22 protein-coding genes and 1 tRNA gene are annotated in these 23698 nt (G+C 43.1%); 9 read left to right on the plus strand and 14 right to left on the minus strand.

Translation table 11 applies throughout. The features are described 5' to 3' along the window. Positions 1–9: 9 nt before the first annotated feature. A complete protein-coding gene (locus tag HWQ42_RS33805; RefSeq protein WP_292820105.1) occupies positions 10–567 on the plus strand; it encodes a Uma2 family endonuclease in 558 nt (185 codons plus the stop codon). 69 nt (positions 568–636) lie between these two features. Here HWQ42_RS33805 and HWQ42_RS33810 read toward each other — a convergent pair whose 3' ends face one another. From HWQ42_RS33810 to psbD, 7 genes are all read right to left on the minus strand, one after another. Further along, positions 637–1509, minus strand: a complete 873-nt coding sequence (locus HWQ42_RS33810; protein ID WP_292820108.1) for a 6-carboxytetrahydropterin synthase — start codon at positions 1507–1509, stop codon at positions 637–639. A 148-nt stretch (positions 1510–1657) separates the two neighbouring features. Next, entirely contained in the window at positions 1658–2359 is a 702-nt protein-coding gene (locus HWQ42_RS33815) for a J domain-containing protein (RefSeq protein WP_292820111.1), read from the minus strand. A gap of 15 nt (positions 2360–2374) precedes the next feature. Next, positions 2375–3337 (minus strand): cysteine synthase A, encoded by a 963-nt coding sequence (gene cysK, locus HWQ42_RS33820; protein WP_292820114.1) that lies wholly within the window; start codon positions 3335–3337, stop codon positions 2375–2377. Between the two features lie 70 nt (positions 3338–3407). After that, complete coding sequence (locus tag HWQ42_RS33825) at positions 3408–3845, minus strand: Rrf2 family transcriptional regulator (protein WP_292820117.1); 438 nt, start codon at positions 3843–3845, stop codon at positions 3408–3410. 335 nt (positions 3846–4180) lie between these two features. Further along, a complete protein-coding gene (locus HWQ42_RS33830) occupies positions 4181–5905 on the minus strand; it encodes an iron uptake porin (RefSeq protein ID WP_292820120.1) in 1725 nt (574 codons plus the stop codon). A 491-nt stretch (positions 5906–6396) separates the two neighbouring features. Continuing rightward, on the minus strand, positions 6397–6678 hold the full coding sequence (locus tag HWQ42_RS33835; RefSeq protein ID WP_292820122.1) for a 4a-hydroxytetrahydrobiopterin dehydratase: 282 nt from the start codon (positions 6676–6678) through the stop codon (positions 6397–6399). A 786-nt stretch (positions 6679–7464) separates the two neighbouring features. Then, the gene (gene psbD, locus HWQ42_RS33840) at positions 7465–8520 is read right to left on the minus strand and encodes a photosystem II D2 protein (photosystem q(a) protein) (RefSeq protein WP_012409998.1); all 1056 of its coding nucleotides are present in this window, start codon (positions 8518–8520) and stop codon (positions 7465–7467) included. 354 nt (positions 8521–8874) lie between these two features. On the opposite strand from psbD, the gene HWQ42_RS33845 reads away from it, so the two are divergent. The 7 genes from HWQ42_RS33845 (at position 8875) to HWQ42_RS33875 (ending at position 15705) form a co-directional block, all read left to right on the plus strand. Next, on the plus strand, positions 8875–9147 hold the full coding sequence (locus tag HWQ42_RS33845; RefSeq protein WP_012410874.1) for a hypothetical protein: 273 nt from the start codon (positions 8875–8877) through the stop codon (positions 9145–9147). Between the two features lie 13 nt (positions 9148–9160). Then, positions 9161–9838, plus strand: coding sequence for an ABC transporter ATP-binding protein (locus HWQ42_RS33850; RefSeq protein WP_292820126.1), 678 nt, complete (start codon positions 9161–9163; stop codon positions 9836–9838). Between the two features lie 288 nt (positions 9839–10126). Next, a complete protein-coding gene (locus tag HWQ42_RS33855) occupies positions 10127–10678 on the plus strand; it encodes an NYN domain-containing protein (RefSeq protein ID WP_094352149.1) in 552 nt (183 codons plus the stop codon). Between the two features lie 144 nt (positions 10679–10822). Continuing rightward, positions 10823–10894, plus strand: a tRNA-Asn gene (locus tag HWQ42_RS33860). 24 nt (positions 10895–10918) lie between these two features. Then, positions 10919–12094 carry an aminotransferase class V-fold PLP-dependent enzyme gene (locus HWQ42_RS33865; RefSeq protein ID WP_292820129.1) on the plus strand — a complete coding sequence of 392 codons (1176 nt, stop codon included), beginning with the start codon at positions 10919–10921 and terminating at the stop codon, positions 12092–12094. Positions 12095–12355: 261 nt separating this feature from the next. Then, a complete protein-coding gene (locus HWQ42_RS33870; RefSeq protein WP_292820132.1) occupies positions 12356–13429 on the plus strand; it encodes an AAA family ATPase in 1074 nt (357 codons plus the stop codon). A 2-nt stretch (positions 13430–13431) separates the two neighbouring features. Next, complete coding sequence (locus HWQ42_RS33875) at positions 13432–15705, plus strand: AAA family ATPase (protein WP_292820135.1); 2274 nt, start codon at positions 13432–13434, stop codon at positions 15703–15705. Between the two features lie 288 nt (positions 15706–15993). Here the strand turns inward: HWQ42_RS33875 and HWQ42_RS33880 are convergent, their stop codons facing one another. Further along, the gene (locus HWQ42_RS33880) at positions 15994–16833 is read right to left on the minus strand and encodes a M56 family metallopeptidase (protein WP_292820287.1); all 840 of its coding nucleotides are present in this window, start codon (positions 16831–16833) and stop codon (positions 15994–15996) included. Further along, on the minus strand, positions 16833–17252 hold the full coding sequence (locus HWQ42_RS33885) for a BlaI/MecI/CopY family transcriptional regulator (RefSeq protein WP_099102645.1): 420 nt from the start codon (positions 17250–17252) through the stop codon (positions 16833–16835). The genes HWQ42_RS33880 and HWQ42_RS33885 overlap by 1 nt, the downstream gene beginning before the upstream one ends. 452 nt (positions 17253–17704) lie before the next feature. Between HWQ42_RS33885 and HWQ42_RS33890 the strand changes: the two genes are divergently transcribed. Beyond that, positions 17705–18445, plus strand: coding sequence for a 2-phosphosulfolactate phosphatase family protein (locus HWQ42_RS33890; RefSeq protein ID WP_292820138.1), 741 nt, complete (start codon positions 17705–17707; stop codon positions 18443–18445). 105 nt (positions 18446–18550) lie between these two features. Here the strand turns inward: HWQ42_RS33890 and rfbD are convergent, their stop codons facing one another. The 5 genes from rfbD to HWQ42_RS33915 all read right to left on the minus strand — a co-directional run bounded on the left by rfbD (position 18551) and on the right by HWQ42_RS33915 (position 23691). Next, a complete protein-coding gene (rfbD, locus tag HWQ42_RS33895) occupies positions 18551–19441 on the minus strand; it encodes a dTDP-4-dehydrorhamnose reductase (RefSeq protein WP_292820141.1) in 891 nt (296 codons plus the stop codon). A 164-nt stretch (positions 19442–19605) separates the two neighbouring features. Then, positions 19606–20151 carry a dTDP-4-dehydrorhamnose 3,5-epimerase gene (gene rfbC, locus HWQ42_RS33900; protein WP_292736808.1) on the minus strand — a complete coding sequence of 182 codons (546 nt, stop codon included), beginning with the start codon at positions 20149–20151 and terminating at the stop codon, positions 19606–19608. Positions 20152–20269: 118 nt separating this feature from the next. After that, entirely contained in the window at positions 20270–21346 is a 1077-nt protein-coding gene (locus HWQ42_RS33905; RefSeq protein WP_292820143.1) for a glucose-1-phosphate thymidylyltransferase, read from the minus strand. Positions 21347–21436: 90 nt separating this feature from the next. Continuing rightward, the gene (locus HWQ42_RS33910) at positions 21437–22531 is read right to left on the minus strand and encodes a glycosyltransferase family 1 protein (protein ID WP_292820146.1); all 1095 of its coding nucleotides are present in this window, start codon (positions 22529–22531) and stop codon (positions 21437–21439) included. After that, positions 22531–23691 carry a glycosyltransferase family 1 protein gene (locus HWQ42_RS33915; protein ID WP_292820149.1) on the minus strand — a complete coding sequence of 387 codons (1161 nt, stop codon included), beginning with the start codon at positions 23689–23691 and terminating at the stop codon, positions 22531–22533. The genes HWQ42_RS33910 and HWQ42_RS33915 overlap by 1 nt, the downstream gene beginning before the upstream one ends. Positions 23692–23698 lie beyond the last annotated feature (7 nt).

Consider the following 23698-nt stretch of genomic DNA (forward strand, 5'->3'; position numbering starts at 1 on the left):
GGGGTTTCTATGCAAACAACTCCAGTGCGTTGGACCACTGCTGATCTAGAGCTATTTGCTAGCGATCGCAGAAATCGCTATGAGATTATTGATGGAGAACTATTTGTGACTAAATCACCTAGTTGGGATCATCAAACGAGCTGCGGCAGGATTGTTACAGTTCTTAACAATTGGTCAGATGAAACTGGTTTAGGTAAAGCTGCGATCGCACCTGGAATTATTTTCTCAGATTCTGACAATGTGATCCCTGATGTGGTATGGGCAAGTCATGAACGCTTAAAAAACTTACTAGATGAAGTTGGACATCTCACGGGCGCACCGGAATTAGTAGTAGAGGTTTTGTCACCTGGCGAAAAAAACGAGAAACGTGACAGGGAAACAAAGCTAAAGCTGTACTCGGTGCAAGGGGTTCAGGAATATTGGATTTGCGATTCTGTACAAAAGAAAGTTGAGGTTTATCGACGCGAACAGGCTGTATTAAAGTTAGCAGCTACTTTATTTAGTCAAGATGAATTGACAAGTCCTTTGCTACCTGGTTTTAACTGCTTAGTGAGTAAACTTTTTTAGTTGGGCATTGGGCATTGGGCATTGGGATGAGATAAATTCCCTATGTCCTATGCCTAAATTTACAATTACCTAAATCACTGCGAATACTGGCTGATTCACGGCTGCACTGGCTGAATCTGATTCAGACTCCGTACAGTAGATTTCACAGGAGTTATTGGGACTTTCAATCAGTTTCACTTTGTAAAGTTTAGCTCCCAATTCCTCAATAGGCGATCGCACTAAATTACTAATGTAAAGTGCGATATTTTCAGCAGTAGGTACAACTTCGGCAAAGTAGGGAATATCTTTGTTTAAAAATGTGTGATCGAATGGCTCCAACACATAATCTTCTACCACTTGATTCAGGGCACCTAAATCAATAATCATGCCAGTACGTGGGTCAATTTTACCTTTGACAGTGACTTCTAGATGGTAGTTGTGTCCGTGACCGTTAGGACGAGCGCACTTACCATAAATCTCAGTGTTTTCTTCGTTACTGAGGTTAGGATGAGCTAGCCGATGGGCGGCGCTAAAGTGAGTACTGATGGTGAGGTAGGCTTCCATTGCGTTTCCCATATAATCTGCCCAAAGTTCAGGATGTTCAAATAACTGCACACGGACTAGAGGCAAATGAGGTGCTAGGCGCTGCCAGATAATCCGTGCAATATTCTCAGTGGTAGGCAGAGTTTGTTCAAATTCTGCCCACACATCATTGAGATAAGAGAAGTCCAATTGACTGGTAACTTCCCGTTTAATTACGTGTTTCACATCAGACAAGTTCAACACCATGCCATATTCATCCAATTCCCCAGCTAGGGAGATAAATAAGACATAGTTATGTCCGTGCCCTGGAAATCTAGTACCAGCACCAAATTTCTCAATATTCTCGGCTTCACTCAGTTCTGGCAACCAATAACGATGACTTGCTGAAAACTGGGCGCGGCGATTAACAATACATGGCATGAGTACACTATGAGCAGAATTTAAAATTTCTTAACCTTTTTCTGTTTCCAGCATAAACTAATTTCTTAGTCATTAGTCATTCGTCCTTAGTCATCTAGCGCAATTTACCCATGCCCAATGCCCAATGCCCCATGCTCAATGCCAATAATTATGTAACAGAAGCTTGTGCTTCACAGTGCAATCTCGTAGCTATGCGGAATAGTTCATGACCTGTGTGTAAATAACGCTCATCGTAGTTCAAAGGAAAATAACCTAATTCATCGAGTCCATCTGCTACTTGATCGAGGCTGTAGTAAAGGTGAGCCGCTGTTCTTGCGAGACTAGGGGGATTTGGCAGAGAGCGAAAAGTAGTTTGTGCCTGCTTGAGGTCATCTCGACAGGTTTTTAAGTATTCTTGAAATTCATCTAACAACTCGTCATCAAAGGGATCGGCAGCTAATTGCTCCATTTGTTCTTCTAAAGAATAAAGAATCGTACAAAGCAAGTGATTTACTGGTTGGTAAACTTGACGCAGCCATTCTTCAACTTGCTCGTCAACATCCCGTCCAGTTTTTCGTCTTGCCTGGTAATGGTTTTGTGCTGATGCTGTACGCTGTTGGCGATCGCTATTTAATTTTTGGGAGTCATCTTGCAGTTCTTGGTCATAATTGCGGCGATTTTGGTTATCGCCTAAAACTTCATAAGCTGCATTGATGCGGATAATTTGCTCGCGATCGGCTGTTTCCTGATTACTGTCAGGATGAAACAACTTAACCAAGCGGCGATAAGCTTGCTTAATCTCCGCAAGGCTTGCACTTGGACTAACTTTGAGAGTTTCGTAATGGTTAGAAACGTGCTTAGAATTGACCATTAATTCAATGTATCGTTAACTGACGCTAGTGGCTAACCTTGCCTCCAGGTCTTGGAACAACGGTGTACTCAAATACCTTTCACCAAAGCTAGGCTGAATCATCACAATTAAACGTCCCTTATTTTCTTGACGTTGGGCAACGCGAATTGCTGCACATAAAGCTGCTCCACTGGAAATGCCAGATAGTAGTCCTTCTTCTTTTGCCAAACGCCGACTATAAGCGATCGCTTCTTCATCGGTGACGGTAATCACTTCATCAATCAATTTTATCTTGAGTACTTGAGGAATAAACCCAGCACCAATTCCCTGGATTTTGTGGGGCCCTGGTCGTCCCCCAGATAAAACTGGGCTATTGGCAGGTTCAACTGCGATCGCTTTAGAACTAGGCTTGCGTGCTTTAATTACTTCTGCTACACCAGTGATCGTACCACCTGTACCCACTCCCGCCACAATGATATCTACTTGTCCATCGGTATCTTCCCAGATTTCCAAGGCTGTAGTTTCCCGATGCATTTTTGCATTAGCTGGATTGCGGAACTGCTGCAACATATAGGTACTTGGTGTAGTATTAACTATTTGCTGCGCTCGTTGAATTGCCCCACTCATGCCTTCCATTCCTGGTGTTAGTTCCAGTTCTGCTCCGTATGCTCGCAACATTGCCCGACGCTCTCCACTCATCGTCTCTGGCATTGTCAAAATTAATCGATAACCCTTAGCTGCTGCTGCCATCGCTAGGGCAATGCCGGTGTTTCCAGAAGTGGGTTCTACCAATACTGTCTTCCCAGGAGTAATTAGCCCTTCCTCCTCTGCGGCATTAATCATACTTACCCCAATCCGGTCTTTGACTGATGCCGATGGGTTCATACTTTCCAGTTTCACCACAATTTCTGCAACACATCCTTCTGTTTGAGGAATGCGGTTCAACTGCACTAAAGGAGTACGACCAACCAGTTCTGTAATGTTACGAGCTATTCGCATAAATTAGTCCTTAATTATTAATTATTTGTTATTGGTCATTAGTCATCAACAAATGACAAATGACTCTTGACTAAATGTAGTACATGATATCTAATTGCCGCAGCGAATCTCGTTTTTCACAAAGATCCTGGAGCGTATATTTTTGCAAGACTGAATTTGCCGCGCGGCTTGCTTCTTGCCAAATTTCTTCTATAACTGAACTGTCTATACTTTTGGAATTAACGTTTTCTTCACCAGCCCGCGCCTCTAAGCCTTCTAAACATTCCAAAATCTCAAAAAGGATGATTTTTCGGGGTTCTCGCGTTAACAGATAGCCACCTTTTGACCCACGCTGACTTTTAACTATACCGCCACGCCTCAAAGTTGCTAGTAGCTGTTCCAGATAGCGATCGGGTATGTTTTGTTGTGCTGCAATTTGTCGAATTTGCAGTGGGTCGCCGCTTTCGTAATGAGCGGCCATCTCTAATAAGGCGAGAATTGCGTATTCCGATTTACAGGATAGTTCCACAAGCAGCAATAAGTTAGGGATTAGGTAATTAAGAGTTAAGAGTTAAGAGTTAGGAGTTAAGAGTTATTCAATTAACCTCTATTAGAAAAGTTCCCTCAGAAAAAGTTGCTCACGGCGTAAGTTACTTATAGAGTGGGTATTACAATGACCACCCTACTCTGAGCTATTCATATAAAACCCGCCATAACTCATAACTTCTAACTCACAACTCCTAACTTTTCTAGTATACTCCGGTTAATTACTGGGGATTATCCATTGCTGCTACTGAAAACAAAAAACCCCGCCTAATGGCGGGGAGAAATAGAGTTCAAAATTGTCACTGGATAATCAACACTCTAGAAGGTGAAAGTAGTTCTGAGTGTACCGATAATAGCATCATCGTTATCGCTGTTTTGACCAGGAGAGGTCAACCAGATTACACCAGGGGTTACAGAGATGTTATCCGACACACGATACTTGTAGAAACCTTCAAAGTGGTAGGGTATATCATTGTTGCCACCAAAACCTGGGCGGTTAAAGGAATAGGGTTCTGCACCAGCAAAAACACCTAAAACGTTACCCTTTTTACCGAAATCAGGTAAGGCTACGCCTACACCGTAGCTCCAAGCTTCATAATCATCACCTGCACCGACACCTGTTACGTCATGGTAAGAGACGAAGCCACTAATGGACAGTTTGTCGCTGGGTCTAAACGCAGCCGACACACCGTAGGAGTTGCTGCTAGATGGGGTTACACCTCCTGCATTACCTAAAAAGTTAGCTTGTCCAGTACCGACATCAAAACCTCCAGTATTTCCGTCTGTACCAGAGTCGAATAAAGCACCACTAGCGCTATATCCGTGGACGTAGGTAGCAGCTACAGCCACGCGATCGCCTACACTAAAGTTCAACTGTCCTAAAGCGGCATAGTCGCCGTTGGTCAGACCTGAACTAAGAGTAGGATCGTTAGCTTGTGATGCCAAGTAACCCGCAGTGATTGAGCTATTTCCTAAAAGACCGCCACCTTTACCAAGGGGCAGATTGAGCGCTATACCTGCACCGCCACCAATCCGATAGATGGGACTTTCAGTAGCAAAGGTAGATAAAGCGCCGTTACCGCCGTCAGTGTTGTCAAAAAAGTAAGGGTTATTGACAGCAGCATAATGGCTGTGTCGTCCACCACTAGCTGCGAGATAAACTTGGGCTGGACCTATAGGAGCTTCATAGGTCAAACGGTCTATCCTTACAGCATTGTTACCACTGCTACCAATTTCAAAGGTTTGTGTGCCTTCAGCAGTACCGATGGGATTATTAGCGTTGTCAAATTGTGTAAAGGCTGTTGCGTTACCAGCTGCCAGACGGGTATGTAAAACGTCTCTACCAGTGAAGCTGGTTTGCAAGTCCAAACGTACCCGATCTTGGAAGACAGTATTGTTGTTATCACCAGTGTTACCACCAAACACATCAGTAACTGCAAAAATTGCTTCACCGACTAGTTTTGTGGTGGTGGAGAACTGATTCGCTTCCAATTCAGCAGTCCGCGCTTCTAAGGAATCTACGCGACCGCGTAGGGTTGCCAATTCTGCGGAAAATTCTTCTTGTAACCGTTGTAACGTAGCTAAATCTTGTTTTGTCACCAAGTCAGCTGTTGCTGTGGCAATCAATTCGTTAACCCGATCCAAACAGGCATTTAAACCAGCGGCAAATTCATAACGGGTCAAAGCACGATTACCGCGATAAGTCGCATTTGGATAACCTGCAATACAACCATAGCGCTCAACCAAGGACTGCAATGCTTGGAATGCCCAGTCAGTAGGTTGTACATCGGAAAATTGAGAAACCGATGTTACTTGAGACTGAGAATTACCTTGGTTGCCTTCGTTGCTGTAGCGATTAACTTGATCTATGGTTGTTTGAGCCAATATTTCTGGCTGTTGGGCAACTTCGGTTACACCTAGTTGTTTGGCTGCTGATACTTGTGTGGTTGGGTTTGGGGCCGCCATTGCTGTTGCCGAAACTAACAATGTTGCTCCCAAAACTGCTGGGCTAACCACTAAGGATTTCCATAATAGATTAGACATCTTCACTTTACTCCTCACACCTTGTTTAGATAATTGGTTTCGTTACACCTAATTCTCGAAAATGCGACATCTCATTGAAACCTATGGATGAGGCATAGTTGGCACTACTACAATTTTAGTTTTTGCAAAGCTAAATAAACAATTAACTTGGGGTTAAAAACTTATGTGATTAACTTATGCAAAAACATATCTTTATATCATAACATTATAAAACATCTGATCTAGATGGCAAGATTGCAGCGATCGCCTTAATAACTGTCACACATACTTATCTAAATATCTAAGTAGGGAGTAGGGTTTGGGTCATTCGCTCTCTACGCAGGCTAAATTGCTGAAAGCTTTAGACACTTAGCCGTTTGCCATCAAAAATTGCTTCTTTCACTTACCCCTCGTATAAATCTCACGCCAGTTAGAACACACTGGTTCGGCTATACAAACTGTATATCGCAGTGACTTCCTGTAGTCTGGCACAAGATGTTAGAAGAAATCAGCTAGTTGATCTGGGAAATCACCCGTGCTACATCAAAGTCTAGCTGGGTCAATCCGCCTGCATCATGTGTTGTAAGTGTAATCTTCACTTTATTGTAGGAAATCTCTATATCTGGATGATGTCCGGCTGATTCAGCCGGCTCAACTAGTTTATTGACAAACTCAATTGCTTCAATAAAATCTTTAAATGTGCGGGTAATTTGCAACTTGGAGTCTTTAACAGTCCAATCTGACAAAACCTTTGCCTGTTTTTGAATTTCCGCTTCGGTGAGTAGTTGTGGCATATCAAGAAATTCCTACTTATATATTTGTTACAACATTTTGCATCTGACAAAGGCAAACCCCTTTTATTCTCCACACAGAAAGTATGGGAGGATAAATTTAAGCCACAATACGTATGTCTAGATTTAAATCAAACTTGGCAGATAGACGCTATTTCTCACGTTTGGTCATACCCCAAGGTTTAACGCAAGATATTTATGATGTTTTTTAAGAAAACTTAAATAGGTTGCCTTTCTTCGTGGCAGCCATCGCTATCTATCTTTATAAAAGTAAGCATTAATAAAACAAAAATTACCTATAAAAAACTATCCGCCCTGATTTAGATCGGATGATCTAAGTCAGAGCGGTCTAGCGGGTCTTCAGGTTGCAACCAGACTGCCGGAAGGAACTCCGAGCTTGCCTAGCTACTTGAGCTAACTTAGTATCTCAAAGATGACTAAGGCTAACTTTTAGAGAACAGCCCCGGCGCGCAGCCGGCTAACTGCAACCTGATGACCCATGCATTTACTACTTTCTATCATGGGCATCACCTCCTTATTGCCTAAGCGGTCTTAGTTTCAAAAGGGCAGAGGATTTACTCTGGGTTCATAACCTTTACCTAACATAACATATAAATTTAGAGATATTAACCATATATAGAAAAAATCTCCCACCTCTTTGATGGGAGACTACTGGATGATAGTGAAAATTGATACTTTATTGGCTGATTACAAGGAGATTATTTTGTCTGGGTGTGTCAATTTTCGCCAAGCACAACCCTAATTCAGGTCATGGTCAAATTTGAATTCTTAGAGAGCGTTACCGCGAGGTAGAACTTCTTCAGGGAATACAAATTGTTCGTGGGGTTGATCTTGAGGAGCCATCCAAGCGCGGATACCCTCGTTCAGCAAAATGTTTTTGGTATAGAAGGTTTCAAACTCAGGGTCTTCCGCCGCCCGCAATTCTTGGGAAACGAAATCATAAGCTCGTAGGTTGAGTGCTAAACCGACGATGCCGACGGCGCTCATCCACAAGCCTGTGACTGGCACGAACAACATAAAGAAGTGCAACCAGCGCTTGTTGGAGAAAGCAATCCCGAAAATCTGTGACCAGAAACGGTTTGCCGTCACCATTGAGTAGGTTTCTTCCGACTGAGTTGGATTGAAGGCGCGGAAGGTGTTAGCACCATCACCATCTTCAAACAAGGTGTTTTCTACTGTCGCACCATGAATGGCGCACAATAAAGCACCACCCAATACACCCGCAACACCCATCATGTGGAAGGGGTTGAGTGTCCAGTTATGGAAGCCTTGCAGGAATAGTAGGAATCGGAAAATTGCTGCGACGCCAAAGCTGGGTGCAAAGAACCAGCTTGATTGTCCCAAGGGGTACATCAGGAATACGCTGACGAATACTGCAATCGGAGCGGAGAAGGCGAGGGCGTTGTAAGGACGTATCCCTACTAGACGCGCAATTTCAAATTGCCGCAACATGAAGCCAATCAAACCGAAGGCTCCGTGTAGGGCAACGAATGGCCACAAACCACCCAGTTGGAACCAACGGGTGAGGTCGCCTTGGGCTTCTGGTCCCCACAACAGCAATAGGGAATGTCCCATGCTGTCGGCGGGGGTGGATACTGCCACTGTCAGGAAGTTAGCACCTTCTAAGTAGGAGGAGGCTAATCCGTGGGTGTACCAAGAGGTGACGAAGGTGGTGCCGGTCAGCCAACCGCCTAGTGCTAGGAAGGCGCAGGGGAATAATAGTATCCCTGACCAACCTACGAATACGAAGCGATCGCGCTTGAGCCAGTCGTCGAGAACGTCAAACCACCCTCTACTAGGGGCACGTCCAACTGCGATGGTCATTAGAGCAAATCTCCAAATGTTTATAAGTACAGGTTGTATCTGTATTATAGACGGCCATATAAAAGCCTTCCATAAGCAGAAAGTTAACCAGGTTGTTAACCAAGTTTACAATTTTTTACACACCTTTAATAATATTAGGTGTAAATCGCTAATTTTTCTAGGGGTTTTGTCATAAAAATTAATTTTTGATTCAGACGAGGTAGATAAAGCAGGGGAGCAAGAGGCGAAAGAGGTAATTTGAATTCTCCCCCTTGCTCCCTGCACCCTGCCCCTCTGCCTCTTCCAATACCCATTTCCCTAGAATCAGTCAGCTGACGCTAAAATGAGTCCACAGTTAAATTTGATTATTGCTAAATGTTTACCATCGATTTAAGCATCAGAAACACTGCTTTCCCAATCTCAGTACAACGTAAGTCAGCAGAGGATGCTGAGGCTGTCTATCAGCTAATTTTGGCAGCAATCCGTTCTGGGAACCCTGACATTGTAGAACTCAAGTGCGAAGGCAAGACAGAGAAAAAAATTGCTGTCCGCGCTAGTGAAATTTCTGGGGTGCAGATTGTTCAGAAAGATGGTACAACCCCTGGTGGCGGCAGACCACCTGGCTTTTTCGCTGTAGCTGCTGAGTAACCAAGGTTGACAAATGGCTCAAGTGGGCATTCAGGTCAAGGATTTAAATTTCAGTTGGCCTAATGGAGAGAAAGTTATCAAATCTTGCTCTTTAGAAGTACCCAAGGGTGAGTTTTGGATGCTCTTGGGTACAAATGGCAGTGGAAAATCTACTTTACTGAGACTGCTGGCGGGGTTATTAGCTCCTGAATCTGGCGAAATTCGGCTTTTGCAACCCGTTGGCTTTGTCTTCCAAAATCCAGATCATCAACTGGTGATGCCAACAGTTGGTGCTGATGTGGCTTTTGGATTGGTGGAAGAAAAGTTGCCACCTGCTGCTACCAGAGCTAGGGTTGAGGAGGCGCTTGGAGCGGTGAATTTGCTTACTTTGCAACGACGCCCTATCTATGCACTCTCTGGGGGACAAAAACAGCGAGTCGCGATCGCAGGTGCGATCGCCCGTCGCTGTGAAGTTCTATTATTAGATGAACCCACTGCCTTACTAGATCCAGATAGCCAGTTGGATTTAGTTGCTGGTGTCCGCCGCCTTGTCAAAAGTCGAGGTATTACAGCCCTTTGGGTGACACATCGATTAGATGAGCTAAATTACTGTGACGGCGCTTTCTTGCTAGAAAAAGGCTCTTTGGTTGATAGTGGTGAGGCCGAACGTCTCAAACAACGTCTAATGGAGGTACACAGCGAAGCCTCTTAATTCAGTGCTGTTAGTGATAGCGGGGCGTTGAGCCAGTGCTGAGTAATGAGTGCTGAGTGAATAAGTAAAATTCATTGTACTTAGCACTCCTGAATACTACTGAAAAAGAACTACAACGCGCCTTTTAAACAAAGGCGCGTTTTAAGTTGGTGCGTCTATCTGAGGTTTGAGTTTTATGAGGCTGCCGTATTTTTTATTCTGTGTAGCATAGTGTTACAGACTATGCATCAATTATTATAAAACTTATGAATGAATTTTGTTAACTCTAGAAAATTGTGATTAAAAACCATGCCCCGTTCCTTACTCCAAGCCGTTTTGTTAGTGGACGGCTACAATATCATAGGCGCTTGGCCTTGCCTTAAAAAAACGCGTGATAGCGTTGGACTAGAGGCTGCACGGGGCGAACTTGTGGAAGCGATGACTGGTTATAGTGCGTTTCAAGGTTACACAACTCAGATAGTTTTTGATGCTCAATATCAGAATAGCTCTAGTAATAAAGAAATTATTACTGAGCTTTTATCTGTTTATTACACTGATTTTGGGCAAACCGCAGATACTTATATTGAAAAATCCTGCGCTTCTTTTCGCCACCAAATAGCCCAATCTTTGATTTCGCGTGTGATTGTTGCTACATCAGATCGGGCACAGCAGTTGATGATCCAAGGATATGGGGCTGAATGGTTGTCAGCACAGCAACTCTGTGGGGAAGTGGAAACCACTGTTTGCCGAATGCGACAAAAATATCATACGCGCAAACAATCTAAGAGTCGGTTTTTAGCTAATGCCATTGATGCTAAAGCGCGGCAGCGTCTGGCTGAATTACGAATGGGATTACAGTAGATATTTAGTATCTCAGAGTCTCTGCTTAAGTTCTTGAATCAATTTTGGCTGCAAAAATTCTCTAAATTAAGTTTCTAAAAAAAATATTGGCGAAAGTACTTGCCAAATACTATTTTTAGCCCTAAGATTATAAATCGTGAGTGGTCCTCAGTAGCTCAGTGGTAGAGCGATCGACTGTTAATCGATTGGTCGCTGGTTCGAATCCAGCCTGGGGAGTTTATCAATTTTGGATTTTAAATTTTGGATTCTAGATTATCCATCAGAGACTTATGGTCGCTTGACTCGACTGTGACGTTTCTGAATCATGGGTCTTTTGGTGCTTGTCCTAAACAAGTGCTGGAATTTCAACAACGTTTGCGATCGCAGCTAGAACATGAACCTTTGCGCTTTTTTGGTAGAGAGTGGGAACCCCTGCTAGACGATGCCAGAAGTAAGTTGGCGGCGTTTGTAAGTGCTGATGTGCAGGATTTGGTATTTGTCCCCAATGCAACGACTGGCGTTAATTCGGTGTTAAGGTCGCTGACATTTTCACCAGAGGACGAAATACTTACAACTAACCACGAATATAATGCTTGCCGCAATGCACTTGATTTTATTGCCAGTCGCACTGGTGCGCGGGTGGTAGTAGCAAAAGTTCCTTTTCCTATTGACTCGCCACAGCAAATAGTAGCAGCAGTAATTGAGCGAGTTTCAGCAAAAACCCGATTAGCACTTTTGGATCATATTACCAGCCAGACAGGGTTAATCTTCCCGATTCAAGAGTTGGCGAAGGAGTTGCAACAACGGGGTGTAGATACATTGGTCGATGGGGCACATGCGCCTGGAATGATTTCTCTAGATTTGCGAGAGATTGGCGCAACTTATTACAGTGGAAATTGTCATAAATGGCTGTGTGCGCCCAAAGGAGCAGCATTTTTGTATGTGCGACGAGATAAACAGTCAGAAATTCGTCCTCTGACAATTAGCCACGGGACAAATTCGCCACGCACTGATAAAAGCCGCTTTCAGTTGGAATTTGACTGGACAGGTACAGACGATCCTACAGCTTATATGTGTGTACCGGAAGCGATCGCTTTTATGGGTTCGTTGCTACCTGGTGGATGGACAGAATTGAGACAGCAAAATCATCAGCTAGTGTTGCAGGGAAGACGGCTACTTTGTGAAGCGCTGGAGGTGCAGCCGCTTTGTCCAAAGGAGATGATTGGTTCAATGGCGGTTGTGCCAATGCCTACGACTTTGGAAAACCGTGATTTCATGTCTATACATGATGAGTTGTTTGATAAGTTTGGTATTCAAGTGCAGGTGATGCCGTGGCAGGAAAAACCTCGGCTGTTGGTAAGGATTTCGGCGCAGATTTACAATACTTTAGAGCAGTATGAGTATTTGGCAAAGGTGTTAAAGGGATTGTGCTGTTAATCTAGTTTAGGAAACTGGCGATCGCATCAAGGGTATGTTTTGCACTTGTAGCAGTAAATATTGGGTGATTTGCCAAATAAATATTTTTATTAGATGCCACGTTTAAGGCAAGAGACGCGATGAATCGCCGTCTCTACAAATCGGTCTTTCGTAGAGAGGGGGATTTATCGCGTCTTTGTGATCTGCAAAGAGATTATGGGGCTAGTGGTATTCTTTTAGGTGATTGCACTTAAAATTGCTGAAACTAGGATAACGCTTTACATGACTTCTGGAGCGCTGCCTTCTAATCCTTTTGTGGCTGCGGGGATGATTGAAGATCCCAGGCTGTTTGTCGGTCGTAAAGATGAATTACACGCGATCGCATCTCGGATGAAGGGCGATCAGCCTACAAGTATAAATATAGTTGGTGAGAAGCACATTGGTAAATCTTCGTTGCTGCATTATTTTGTTCGGACTTGGCAGCAGCGAGTATTAAACAGCAATAGTTATGTGGTAATTTACCTACCGTTACGGGGTGTAGATTGCCAAACTGAAACGGGTTTCTATGAGGCTGTAGCTGAAGGTTTGCTGAGTCACGTTCCGGGATGGCAACAACGCAGTCTGCAAAATCCTTGGAAGACTAAACCGCTTAATCGTCAAGCTTTTTCAGATGCGGTTAAGCAATGGAAACAGCAAGGAAAGCTACCCGTTCTCTGTTTGGATGATTTTGAAAGCCTTTTGAAATATCCCGATAAATTCGATAATGGATTTTATGACAATTTGCGATCGCTGATGGATAGCAACGCCTTGATGCTAGTGGTGGCTTCGCGTAAACAATTGGATGTTTATGCTAACGAGCATCGGTTTGTCTCTAGTTTTTTCAATATTGGTCACACGATTTCTTTGAAAGAACTAACTACAGATGAGGCTATTGAACTGTCGCGCTTACCAACTCGCTCTACAAATGGTGCAGCTTTGAGTGTAGACGAACAGAATCATGCCCAGCAATGGGGCGATCGTCATCCTTACAAGTTGCAATTGGCTGGTTCCTATTTGTGGGAAGCACGTCAACAAGGCAAGGCAATCAAGTGGGCAAAACAGCAGTTTGAACAACAGCTTGCAAATCCTAAATCGAAACCAAAAGGAAAATGGTGGCAATCATTGCTGGGTTGGTTATGGGATATACCGTTGCGTCTGGGTCGTTTAGCCACATTCATTGGCACGAGTTGGGATGATGTTCAAAACAGGATCATCGGAATGGTGATTCTGATTGTGATTGGTTTGGGTCTGGTGCGTGTGTTTACCTTGCCTCAAGTACAGGAGTGGTTGGGAAAAATTTTTAACTTTGTGAAATAGTGATGAGTAACAAGTCTCCAGCATCAGGCTTTTGGAATTATGTGGCTGAATGCGTGCGCCTCTTATATTGGATTTACTTTAAGCCTTTTACCTTTGAACGCTGGTTGCGCGATATCCATCCAGAACTGAAGCCGAAAGATAACCCCTTTGATAAACGGGCTGAGTTTCGTACTAACCCCCGTTTGCGTCGCTATGCTGGGCAAGTTTCGTGGCTATCTGCCGTAGTTCCAATGTTTGCCGTGTTGCTAGTGGCACCAGTTTACATGCTGTTTAGTGGGGAGTCATTTAATTGGTTTAGAAGCTGTGTATTTTTGGCGGGCTGGTTTATAGCAAGGGTTGGAGACAGTGGCAGTAATAAAAATGGGCTAGTTATTTACCTTGTTGCTGTCCTTAGCATTTTTCTTGGAGCTAGATTATCAGGCATGGTGATGATCGACGTGGCAGGAGGTGTGGCGGGAGGCGTGGTGTTAAGCGTTGTGTTCGGCGTGGCGTTCGGCTTGGCGTTCGGCTTGGCGGTAGCCGTGGCGTTCGGCGTAGTGGTAGCCGTGGCGGTAAGTGTGGCAGGAGGTGTGGCGCTAGGCGTAGCGTGGATTTGTGGTGTGCTACGGGTTTACTTCTGGTTGCCAGAATTTCTCTGGTTCACCCTGTTCTTTTTGTCTCCCAATGAAAAGCAGGTAATTTGTTTGCGATATCTGCCACTCTGCTTTGATGAATTGATTATTTTGCCTCTGCCTTTTATGGATGTGATGATTGTAAAGGCTTATCGAAAGAACCCAATGGTTGCCAGTAAAACTATCAATTATCTAATTACATCCACCAATCAGCAAAAAGTTGTAGCACAGGCAATTTATGATATCACTGTAGATATTCTCAATCGTTGTCAGAGGTTGAGCGATATTGTGGAGATTGCCAACCAACTAGCGTGGATTCCCTCACCACCACCAAAGGAACTTGGCATTGTACTGCCTCAAGTTTTAGATATCAGTCAGAATGTCCGGGCATCAGAGGAAGCAACTTCACCTTATCGTCAATATGAGTTACTCAATATTCCCATCAATGGATTACGCCAACTGGGGCAAAGTCTAGCTTTGACAAAAGATGCTCGCCTTGCTGTCTCTTTTGGCAACATTGCACAAAGCTGGCTGACTATATTAGAGACGGCGCAGCACACTTTAAACGAACAGGCACAGCAATCAAAAGAAATTCGCCAAGTTTATATTGCTGGTAACTCGCTAGACCCGGAAACAGCAAAGAATCGTTTCAAAGGGAGAATTGATATATTTCGGGAAATCGAAACTTTGGCGCTTTCTGAACAACTGCCAGTGTTGTTACTCTATGGTGGGCGGAGGACAGGGAAAACTTCAGCGCTGAAATATCTACCTTACAGAATACAAGCAAATATTGTACCTTTGCTGGTAGATTTACAAGGAGCAGCATCAGCCACAACGTTAAAAGGATTGGCTGAAAATTTAGCTCAACAAATTATCGAAGCTGCACGGCGATTACCCCGCAAAGTATACTTGCCTAATCCAGATGCCAATAAACTAGCTGAAGATCCATTTCCCGCGCTGCAAACTTGGTTCGCAGAAATAGAACGCAGCAACTCTGATAAGCAATTTCTCCTCTGTTTGGATGAATATGAACGCCTGGGTGAGGTAGTGAAAGCAACAAGCAGCCGTGCGCCGCTCAATTTTATTCGTAACCTGCTGCAACATCAACGCAAGTGGATTTTACTTTTTAGTGGTTCACAGGAGTTATCTGAACTTGATGATTACTGGAGTGACTATCTAATTAACACCCGTGCTTTGCGAATGACTTACCTGCACGAGTCAGAAGCCCGCGATTTGATTCAACAACCAGTAGAGAACTTTAGCGATATCTATGAACCAACTGCTATAGATGAAATTATCCAACTTACTCGATGTCAACCTTATCTCGTTCAGTTGGTGTGTTATGAAGTGGTGGAGTTGCTAAACCGCGATATCAGAAGAAACAGGCGAGAAGCTGATACAGCAAAAGCTACTGTACAGGATGTTCAAGAAGTTATACCTGTTGTGCTGGAGCGAGGCGATCAGTATTTTCGGGAATTATGGAAGAGTTTAGCAGATAGCGATCGCTCTCTCCTACGTCGGATAATCTACGGGGAAACTCCCACACAGCAAGACAAAGGTGTTATCCGCAAACTAACGCGAAAAGAAATCTTGACTCAAGAAGGCAATGCTTTTCAAGTGCCTTTGGTGCAAAAGTATATAGAACAGTTGCTAGAAGAAGAATAAGCGTAATTCCTAATTCGTAATTACCGCTTGTTAGTTTGTTGCGATCGCGATATTTGTTACAAACACTACGATTTTCGTTACAATCAATACGTTTTCATTACCAACGCTACAATTTTCGTTACAATCACTACGATTTCTGTTACAAACAATCTGATTTTTGTTACAAACACAATAATTTCGTTACAAACAATCTGATTTTCGTTACAATCAATACGTTTTTATTACCAACGCTACGATTTTCTTTACAAACATCACGATTTCGTGCTGTAGTAGCTGGCTAAATTCAACTTAACTATGAAATATCACAGACAGTAGAGGCAGGAACGCCAGCAAAAAGCCATGCCAGGATTGCAATTGAGCTTCTGGGGTTGGTTCTGGTGGTGCTAATAGAGCTTCTACTCTTTGTTCTAAGCGATCTGCACCAGAGGAACCTAATGCAGCACAGCAAATTTCCGATAAGACGGGGCCGCTACTAACCACTAATAAAAGTGATTCTGCTAGCACCAGAGGGTCTACCTGCAATGCAGCATAAGCGTCAGCACGGAGTTCGCGCAAAGCTAACAGTTCTTCCCACAAAGGCTCTGTATTCGGCAACCATGCAGTGCAAGAACGCACCCAACCCAGCCAGAAAAACCAAAACGTATCTCTATAATGGTGATGCCCTTGCTCATGGGCTAAGACGCTTTCTAAATGAGCTGGTGAGAGAGTTTGCACTAATCCTTGGCTAACTACTAGTTCTGGTTGCCAAAAACCAATTTGACCTGCAAACAACGCGCCCGTTTGCAGCAGTCTGGCTCGTCTATCGCCAACATTCACTAAAGGGCAGTTACGCGCAGATTCTACAGACTGCCAACCTTGGAAAGCAAGTTTAATACATGAAATGGCAAAAAATGCCAAATAAATTAATGCTAGTAAATAGCTAATTGAGCCAGTATACATCCCGCCCATTTGTCCTTGAGGCCCCATGAACAGCACAGCGATCGCAGTCATGAAAATTAGCAAGGGCGGGAAGAGAAACAAAAATAGCGATCGCTGCCATCGCAGATTCCAATTGCCTTGGGGTTGATTAGAAGCGGATCTTAACCACCAGGCAACTGCCAAAGCATTCAAAATCATTATCAGATGCATCATTGTTCCTCCCTGGCTTGGCGTGCAGATTGAATACGTTTGGCGATCGCTGCTATTTGCTCGCTAGCTGCTTCATCCAGACTATCAGCAAAGGCAGCAACAACATCGGGATTCCCCACCGCTAGAAATCGTTGTAACTGCTCGTGAGCTTTGATGACATCTGATTGCTGCTTACTCAGCATTGGCCGCCAATAGAATGCCCGCTCCTTCTTGTCGCAGGCCAGCCAACCTTTATCAGTGAGGCGACGTAAAACAGTGGTTACAGAAGTATACGCTAATTCGCGGTTGGGATCGGCGAGGATGCGATCGTGTACATCCTTAACTGTGGCTGAACCAAGTTCCCAGATGATATTTAAAATTTCCGCTTCTAACGGGCCTAAAGATAGCTGTTTAGGACGGTAGTCGGGTAAAGGTGCCATAGCAATTTCAAGGGGGAGTGGGGAGTGGGAGAGACACGATTAATTGCGTCTGTACTGGGGAGTAGGGAATGAGTTAATATTTGTCCCTTTGGACTGTAACCTTACAACTGTAACTTTTTCCCCATTTAGAAGGTCTGTTCTTGTTTTAGATTACAAGATAGTGCAGCAAGTCTGAAAGTCTAACACCATAAAATGCGCTTTTTGAGTATTTATTAGGGATTGAAAATTGGGCATCGGGCATTGGGAATTGGGCATTGAGCATGGAGAAGAGACAAGCTAGACAAGGAAGAGACTTGTCCCCTTGTCCCCTACTCCATCTATGTATTGAATGAGATACATTTTGTATTTTGATGATAAAAAATTTTCCTGGAGCAATTGTGACTATAGTTAGTGACACCAACTAGGTAGAATGTTATTTTCGGCAGTAGTATTAAAACAGGTGTATCCAGCCCGTGAAGTTATTCGTATACCACACTCCTGAATTGACTCCAACGGATAAAGCGCCAGAATGTGCGATCGCAGTCGATGTCTTGCGAGCGACTAGCACAATAGCGACTGTCTTGGCATCTGGAGGCGAAGCTGTACAAGTATTCAGCGATTTAGATCAATTAATTGAAGTTAGCGAAAAATGGCCCTCTGAAAAACGGCTGCGGGCTGGAGAACGCGGCGGCGCGAAAGTAGCTGGCTTTGAGTTGGGTAACTCTCCCCTCGACTGCACACCAGAATTAGTGCAAGGGCGGCGTTTGTTTATCAGTACCACAAATGGCACTCGTGCTTTACAAAGGGTACAAGACTCCCCAAATGTATTAGCAGCAGCTTTAATTAACCGGGCGGCGGTGGTGCAATTTCTCCTGGAAAAGCAACCAGAGACAGTATGGATTGTCGGTTCCGGTTGGGAAGGCAGTTATTCCTTAGAGGATACAGTTTGTGCAGGTGCGATCGCTCATAGTATTTTGCAGCAAAGCAAGTTGTCAGCAGAAGAACTCGCTGGTAATGATGAAGTAATAAGTGCGATCGCTCTTTACTCTCAGTGGCAAGATAACTTATTAGGATTACTTCACCAAGCTAGTCACGGTCAACGATTGTTACGTCTTGACTGCCATGAAGATTTAAAATATTGTTCCCAAACTGATATTTTAGATGTCTTGCCAATACAACATGAAACGGGAGTATTAAAAAGTCAAAAGAAATAGGAAATAGGGAGCAGAGGAGCAGAGGAGCAGGGGAGAATTAATCAATGCCCCATGCCCAATGCCCAATGCCCAATGCCCAATGCCCAATGCCCAATGCCCAATGACCTATGCCCCATGCTCAATTTTCAAATCTATGAGCATTTGCCGGAGTCTTTGTCGCCAATGGGGGGGATAAGTCCCTAGAATTGACGCAATTTTTCCACAAGCAAGAACGGAATAAGCAGGGCGACGGGCTGGTGTCGGATATTCAGCAGTTGTAATCGGGACAATACGTTCAACTTTCAAAGGGAAGCCTATTTGTTGTGCTTCTTCAAAAATAGCGATCGCAAAATCATACCAGCTAGCAACGCCGCTATTAGTGTAGTGATAAGTGCCGCGAATTTCTGGGGTTAACTGGGGAATCATCTCGGCTATAACTGCCGCTATATCTTGTGCCCAAGTTGGGCTACCAATTTGATCGGCGACAACACGGAGTTCTTGGCGTTCTGCACCTAGTCGCAGCATGGTTTTGACAAAGTTACTTTTGCCAAAGGTTCCATAAACCCAAGCTGTGCGGAGAATGAGATGATGGGCGCAAGTTTCCCGAATAGCTTCTTCTCCTGCGAGTTTGGTTTTACCATAAACACTCAAAGGATTAGTTGTGTAGGTTTCTTGGTAAGGGCTACAGCCATTGCCATCAAAAACGTAATCAGTCGAAATATGAATTAGAAAAGATCCTAACTTTTGGCTTTCTTGGGCAAGAATTAGAGGTGCAGTAGCATTAATAGCAGTAGCAAGTTCGGGTTCGCTTTCGGCTTTGTCTACAGCAGTATAAGCGGCGGCATTAATTATAATTTGTGGCTGCTTGGATCTGATAACGTTGCGGAGGGTATCGGGTTGGGCAAGGTCTACTGTTGGGCGTGCTACTGACATAACATTGCCGTAGGATGGGAGGATTTGTTGCAGTTCCTTGCCCACTTGACCGTTGCTACCAATCAGCAAAATTGATTTAGTCATTTATCATTTGTCCAAGAGAAGCCACGCCCACTCTTTAACGTAGTTTGAATTAGTCCGATGAAAGACAAAGTTTTTCCGCCCACCATACAAGTAAGCTTAGGGTATCACAAGAGACGGGGTATGTACTAATGACCAATGACCAATGATCAATGACCAATGACTACTTAATCAAATACTTCAGCAGTTCTGAAAGATTTACCAGCTTCGTCTTTAGCTGATAAAATCGGTGGTCCACTAAGTGGCCAATCTATCGCTAAATCTGGATCGTTCCATAGAATTGTGCGATCGCTTTGGGGCGCGTAGTAATCTGTAGTTTTGTAGAGAACTTCCGCTATTTCTGAAAGCACGAGGAAGCCATGAGCAAAGCCTAATGGTATCCACAATATGCGTTTGTTCTCAGCGCTGAGTTCTGAACCTACCCATTTACCAAAGGTAGGAGAGCTTTTTCTAATATCTACAGCTACGTCAAAAATAGTACCGACAACAGCACGGATGAGTTTACCTTGAGGTTGTTGGATTTGATAGTGCAATCCACGTAGGACGTTTTGTTTAGAGCAAGAGTGGTTATCTTGGACGAAGTTCGTAACAATCCCTATCTCTTGAGCAAGTTTTTGGTGGTTGTAAGCTTCAAAAAAGAAACCGCGATCGTCTGCAAATACTTGGGGTTCAATTTGCAGAACTTCAGGAATCTTGGTATTTACAATGCTCATTAATATTATTTATCGGATGTGACGCAGTGTTGTGATTGTTAGATGAATTTCGCATTCATATTTTACAGGCACTGTGTTCCAACTTTGACTATGGCTTGTCCTATTTTTAACAAGTAAATCACGTTAATTCAATTTGACAGTCATCACCAATCATAAATCGCAAGGCTTTAGGGCGACGGGGTGCAAGACTCAATTGTGCCCTTTGTCCAATCACACTATCAATAATGCGCTGATGGATGCCGACAATTTTAGCACCTTCTAAAATTACACTGTGTTCTAAATCGGTATCAATTAATGTGACATTGTTAGCGATGCTACTATAAGGACCAATAAAGCAGTTTTCTAAATGACAATTGCTACCAATGACCACTGGTCCCCGAATTGTGCAGTTAATTACTTTAGATTTTGCACCAATTTGCACTCGTCCAATAATCTGACTTTGAGAATCGATTTCGCCCACAACTGATGCTGTCAAATAAGTATCGAGAATTAATCTATTAGCTTCTAATAAATCATCTTTTTTACCAGTATCTAGCCACCAACCTTGAAGATTGTGGGCTACAACCTGCTTTTTCTGATTAATCAGGTATTGAATAGCATCAGTGATTTCCAACTCGCCTCTGGTGGAAGGTTGGATATTGGCGATCGCATCAAAGATGAGGTGAGAAAAGAAATAAACCCCTACCAATGCCAGATTTGAAGGAGGAACTTTGGGTTTTTCAATTAACTGTAATACCCGTCCTGTTTCATCCACCTGAGCCACACCAAAGGCGCTAGGGTTGGCAACCGAACGTAAGAGAATCAGAGCATCTGGCTGTTGTTGGCTAAATTGTTGCAGAAAGTAACTTAACTCACCTAGTTGAATCAGGTTATCGCCCAAGTACATGACAAAGGAAGAATCTCCTAAAAAAGGACGAGCCACTTGGACGGCGTGAGCAAGTCCAAGTGGCTGATCTTGTACGATGTAGGTGATGTTTGCTCCAAAGTTTTCTCCATTTCCGGTTTTCCCTTGGACTTCTGCCCCGGTTTCTGGACTGATAATGATGCCAATATCAGTAATACCAGCCGCAACCATTTCTTCAATGCCATACCATAAAACAGGTTTGTTAGCAACTGGAACAAGTTGTTTTGCCCCGCTGTAGGTGAGGGGACGTAAGCGTGTACCTTTACCGCCAGAAAGAATGAGTGCTTTCATAAAGATTAGGATTCATTACAAGTCATTAGTCAAGATAATCTGAAATATTGACAAAATCCCAAATCATTGCATTTAAATTCTGGCGTTAGTTTATAGGTAACGGGATAAGACTTCGGCGGTTGCTTTTCCTGTTTTTTCCCAACTGAATTGTTGAGAGTGAGTGATACCTTGACTAGAAAGGCGCGATCGCAATTCCGAATTAGTTGCAACAGCCTGCATCGCCTCTGTAATTTCTCCAGTGTTGTAGGGATCGATCAGAATCGCCGCATCGCCAGCCACTTCAGGTAAAGAAGAGAGATTGGAGGTAATGACGGGAGTGCCACAAGCCATTGCTTCCAGGACAGGTAAACCAAAACCTTCCCATAGACTGGGGAAAACCAGAGCGATCGCTTGATTGATGATTTTTGGCAATTCGCTGTAAGGAACATAGTTCAGAAACTTGACTTGATTAGTTATTCCTAGTTCTGCAACTTGCGCTTCTAAAGTCGGGGTGTAACGCGAATCAATTGGCCCTACTAACCATAGTTCATAGTCTTTGCAGTTAGGTAACGCCGCAAAAGCACTGATAAGTCGCTGGATGTTTTTGTAAGGATCTTGGCGACCAATGTAGAGAAAGTAGTTGCTAGTGGGGAGGTTGAGAGGAAGGAAGTGAGTGCGATCGTGTGCCAAAGGAATCGCAGTAATTTTGCTGGCGGGAATTTGATAAAAATCAGTGATATCTTTAGCCGTAGTTTGAGAAATACAAATAATATGTTGAGCTTGCTTAAAAACTTGGGGAGTATAGTAGCGGTGGTAGGCTATGAGTGGTGAGAAGCCTTTGGCAAAGCGCAACGGTATCATGTCAAAAGATGTGACAACAAAACGACAGTCAGTATAAAGGGGTGCTTCTGGGAGCGGGGAGAATAAGAGACTCGATTTGAGTTTTTTATAGATTTTTGGTAATTGAAATTGTGTCCAGATAAGGCGGTTTAAATGACCTTTTGTGCCGTGGTCTGGGGTTAAGTCTGACGGGATTGAATAGCAGTCAAAATCTGAATATTTTTGCGCTACTAATAAAGTAGGTTGGAAAGGTTTTAAATAAGGAAAAAGGTTTTGAGCATAGTTGCCTATACCCGTTGGTTTAGACAATAGAATAGATAAGTTAATAATTAATTGTTTGGCAGAGATATTATCTACTATTTTCATTAAATAACGGTTCTGTAAGCGTTTAATGTTTCTTTAGCCGTTCTTTCCCAAGAAAATAATTTTGCTCTGGCTTTCCCTTTATTAATTAATTCTTGTCGCAACTGGGAATCACTGATTACTTTCAGGATAGCTTCGGCTAGTTGAACAGGATCACTAGGGTCAATTAATATAGCAGCATCTCCTGAAACTTCTGGTATTGACGAAGTATTAGAAGTAACGACTGGAGCGCCTAGCGTCATTGCTTCCAATACGGGTAAACCAAACCCTTCGTAATGAGATGGATAAACAAAGACATCAGCTTTAGAGTAAAATAATGCAACTAATTCATTAGATAGGTAATTAAGATGATGAATTTGGTTTGCCCAAGGGGAATTTTCAATAGCTGCGAATATCGGTTCATAATTCCATCCTTTCCTACCAATCAATATTAATTGATGTTCAATTTTGTACTTTTCTTTTAAATAATTAAATGCTGTAATTATATTATTAATATTTTTTCTTGGCTCTATTGTGCTGACAAAAAGTAGATATGGCTTGGAAAAATCATAATTAGCTTGTTTTTCTAGAATTTGGGCAACTTCCTCAGACAAGTAATTAGGATAGTAGCGACTAGCTAAAGGTGTGACATAGACTTTTTCTGGATCTAATTGCAAATATTCAATAATATCTTTTTTAGAGCTTTCTGAAATAGTTAAAACTAAATCTGTCCACTGTAAACATCGCTTTACCCTTTTTGTATATGTTTTTACGACTGAATCTGTATAGTTAGGATATTTAATAAAAGTCAGATCGTATATATTCATTACATTTAAACTATTTTGACAGGGATAAACTGAGTAATTTGTACCATGTAATATATCCGGAGAACCAAAATATTTTTCAAAGTAAGATAAACTAGGCTTAAAAGCTAAAGCTAATAATAAATCTGAGACTCTTACAGGTAAAGGCAAGAGATACTGTTGAGAAGAATTTTTAAAGCATTCAGGAAAAATGAAGTCACCCCGAAGCCAATTTTTTAACCCTGGTTGATAGACTACTCCTAACTGAAAATTTTCCTCTTTTTGTAATACATCAAGAGCGCATATTAAATTAGCAATATAAAAGCCAACCCCACTGGGTTTTGAATCCACTGGGGTGGCATCAACTACAACTTTTAGCATCAGAATA

The organism is Nostoc sp. JL23 (assembly GCF_017115065.1).
In the GTDB taxonomy this organism is placed as follows: Bacteria; Cyanobacteriota; Cyanobacteriia; order Cyanobacteriales; family Nostocaceae; genus Nostoc; species Nostoc punctiforme_A.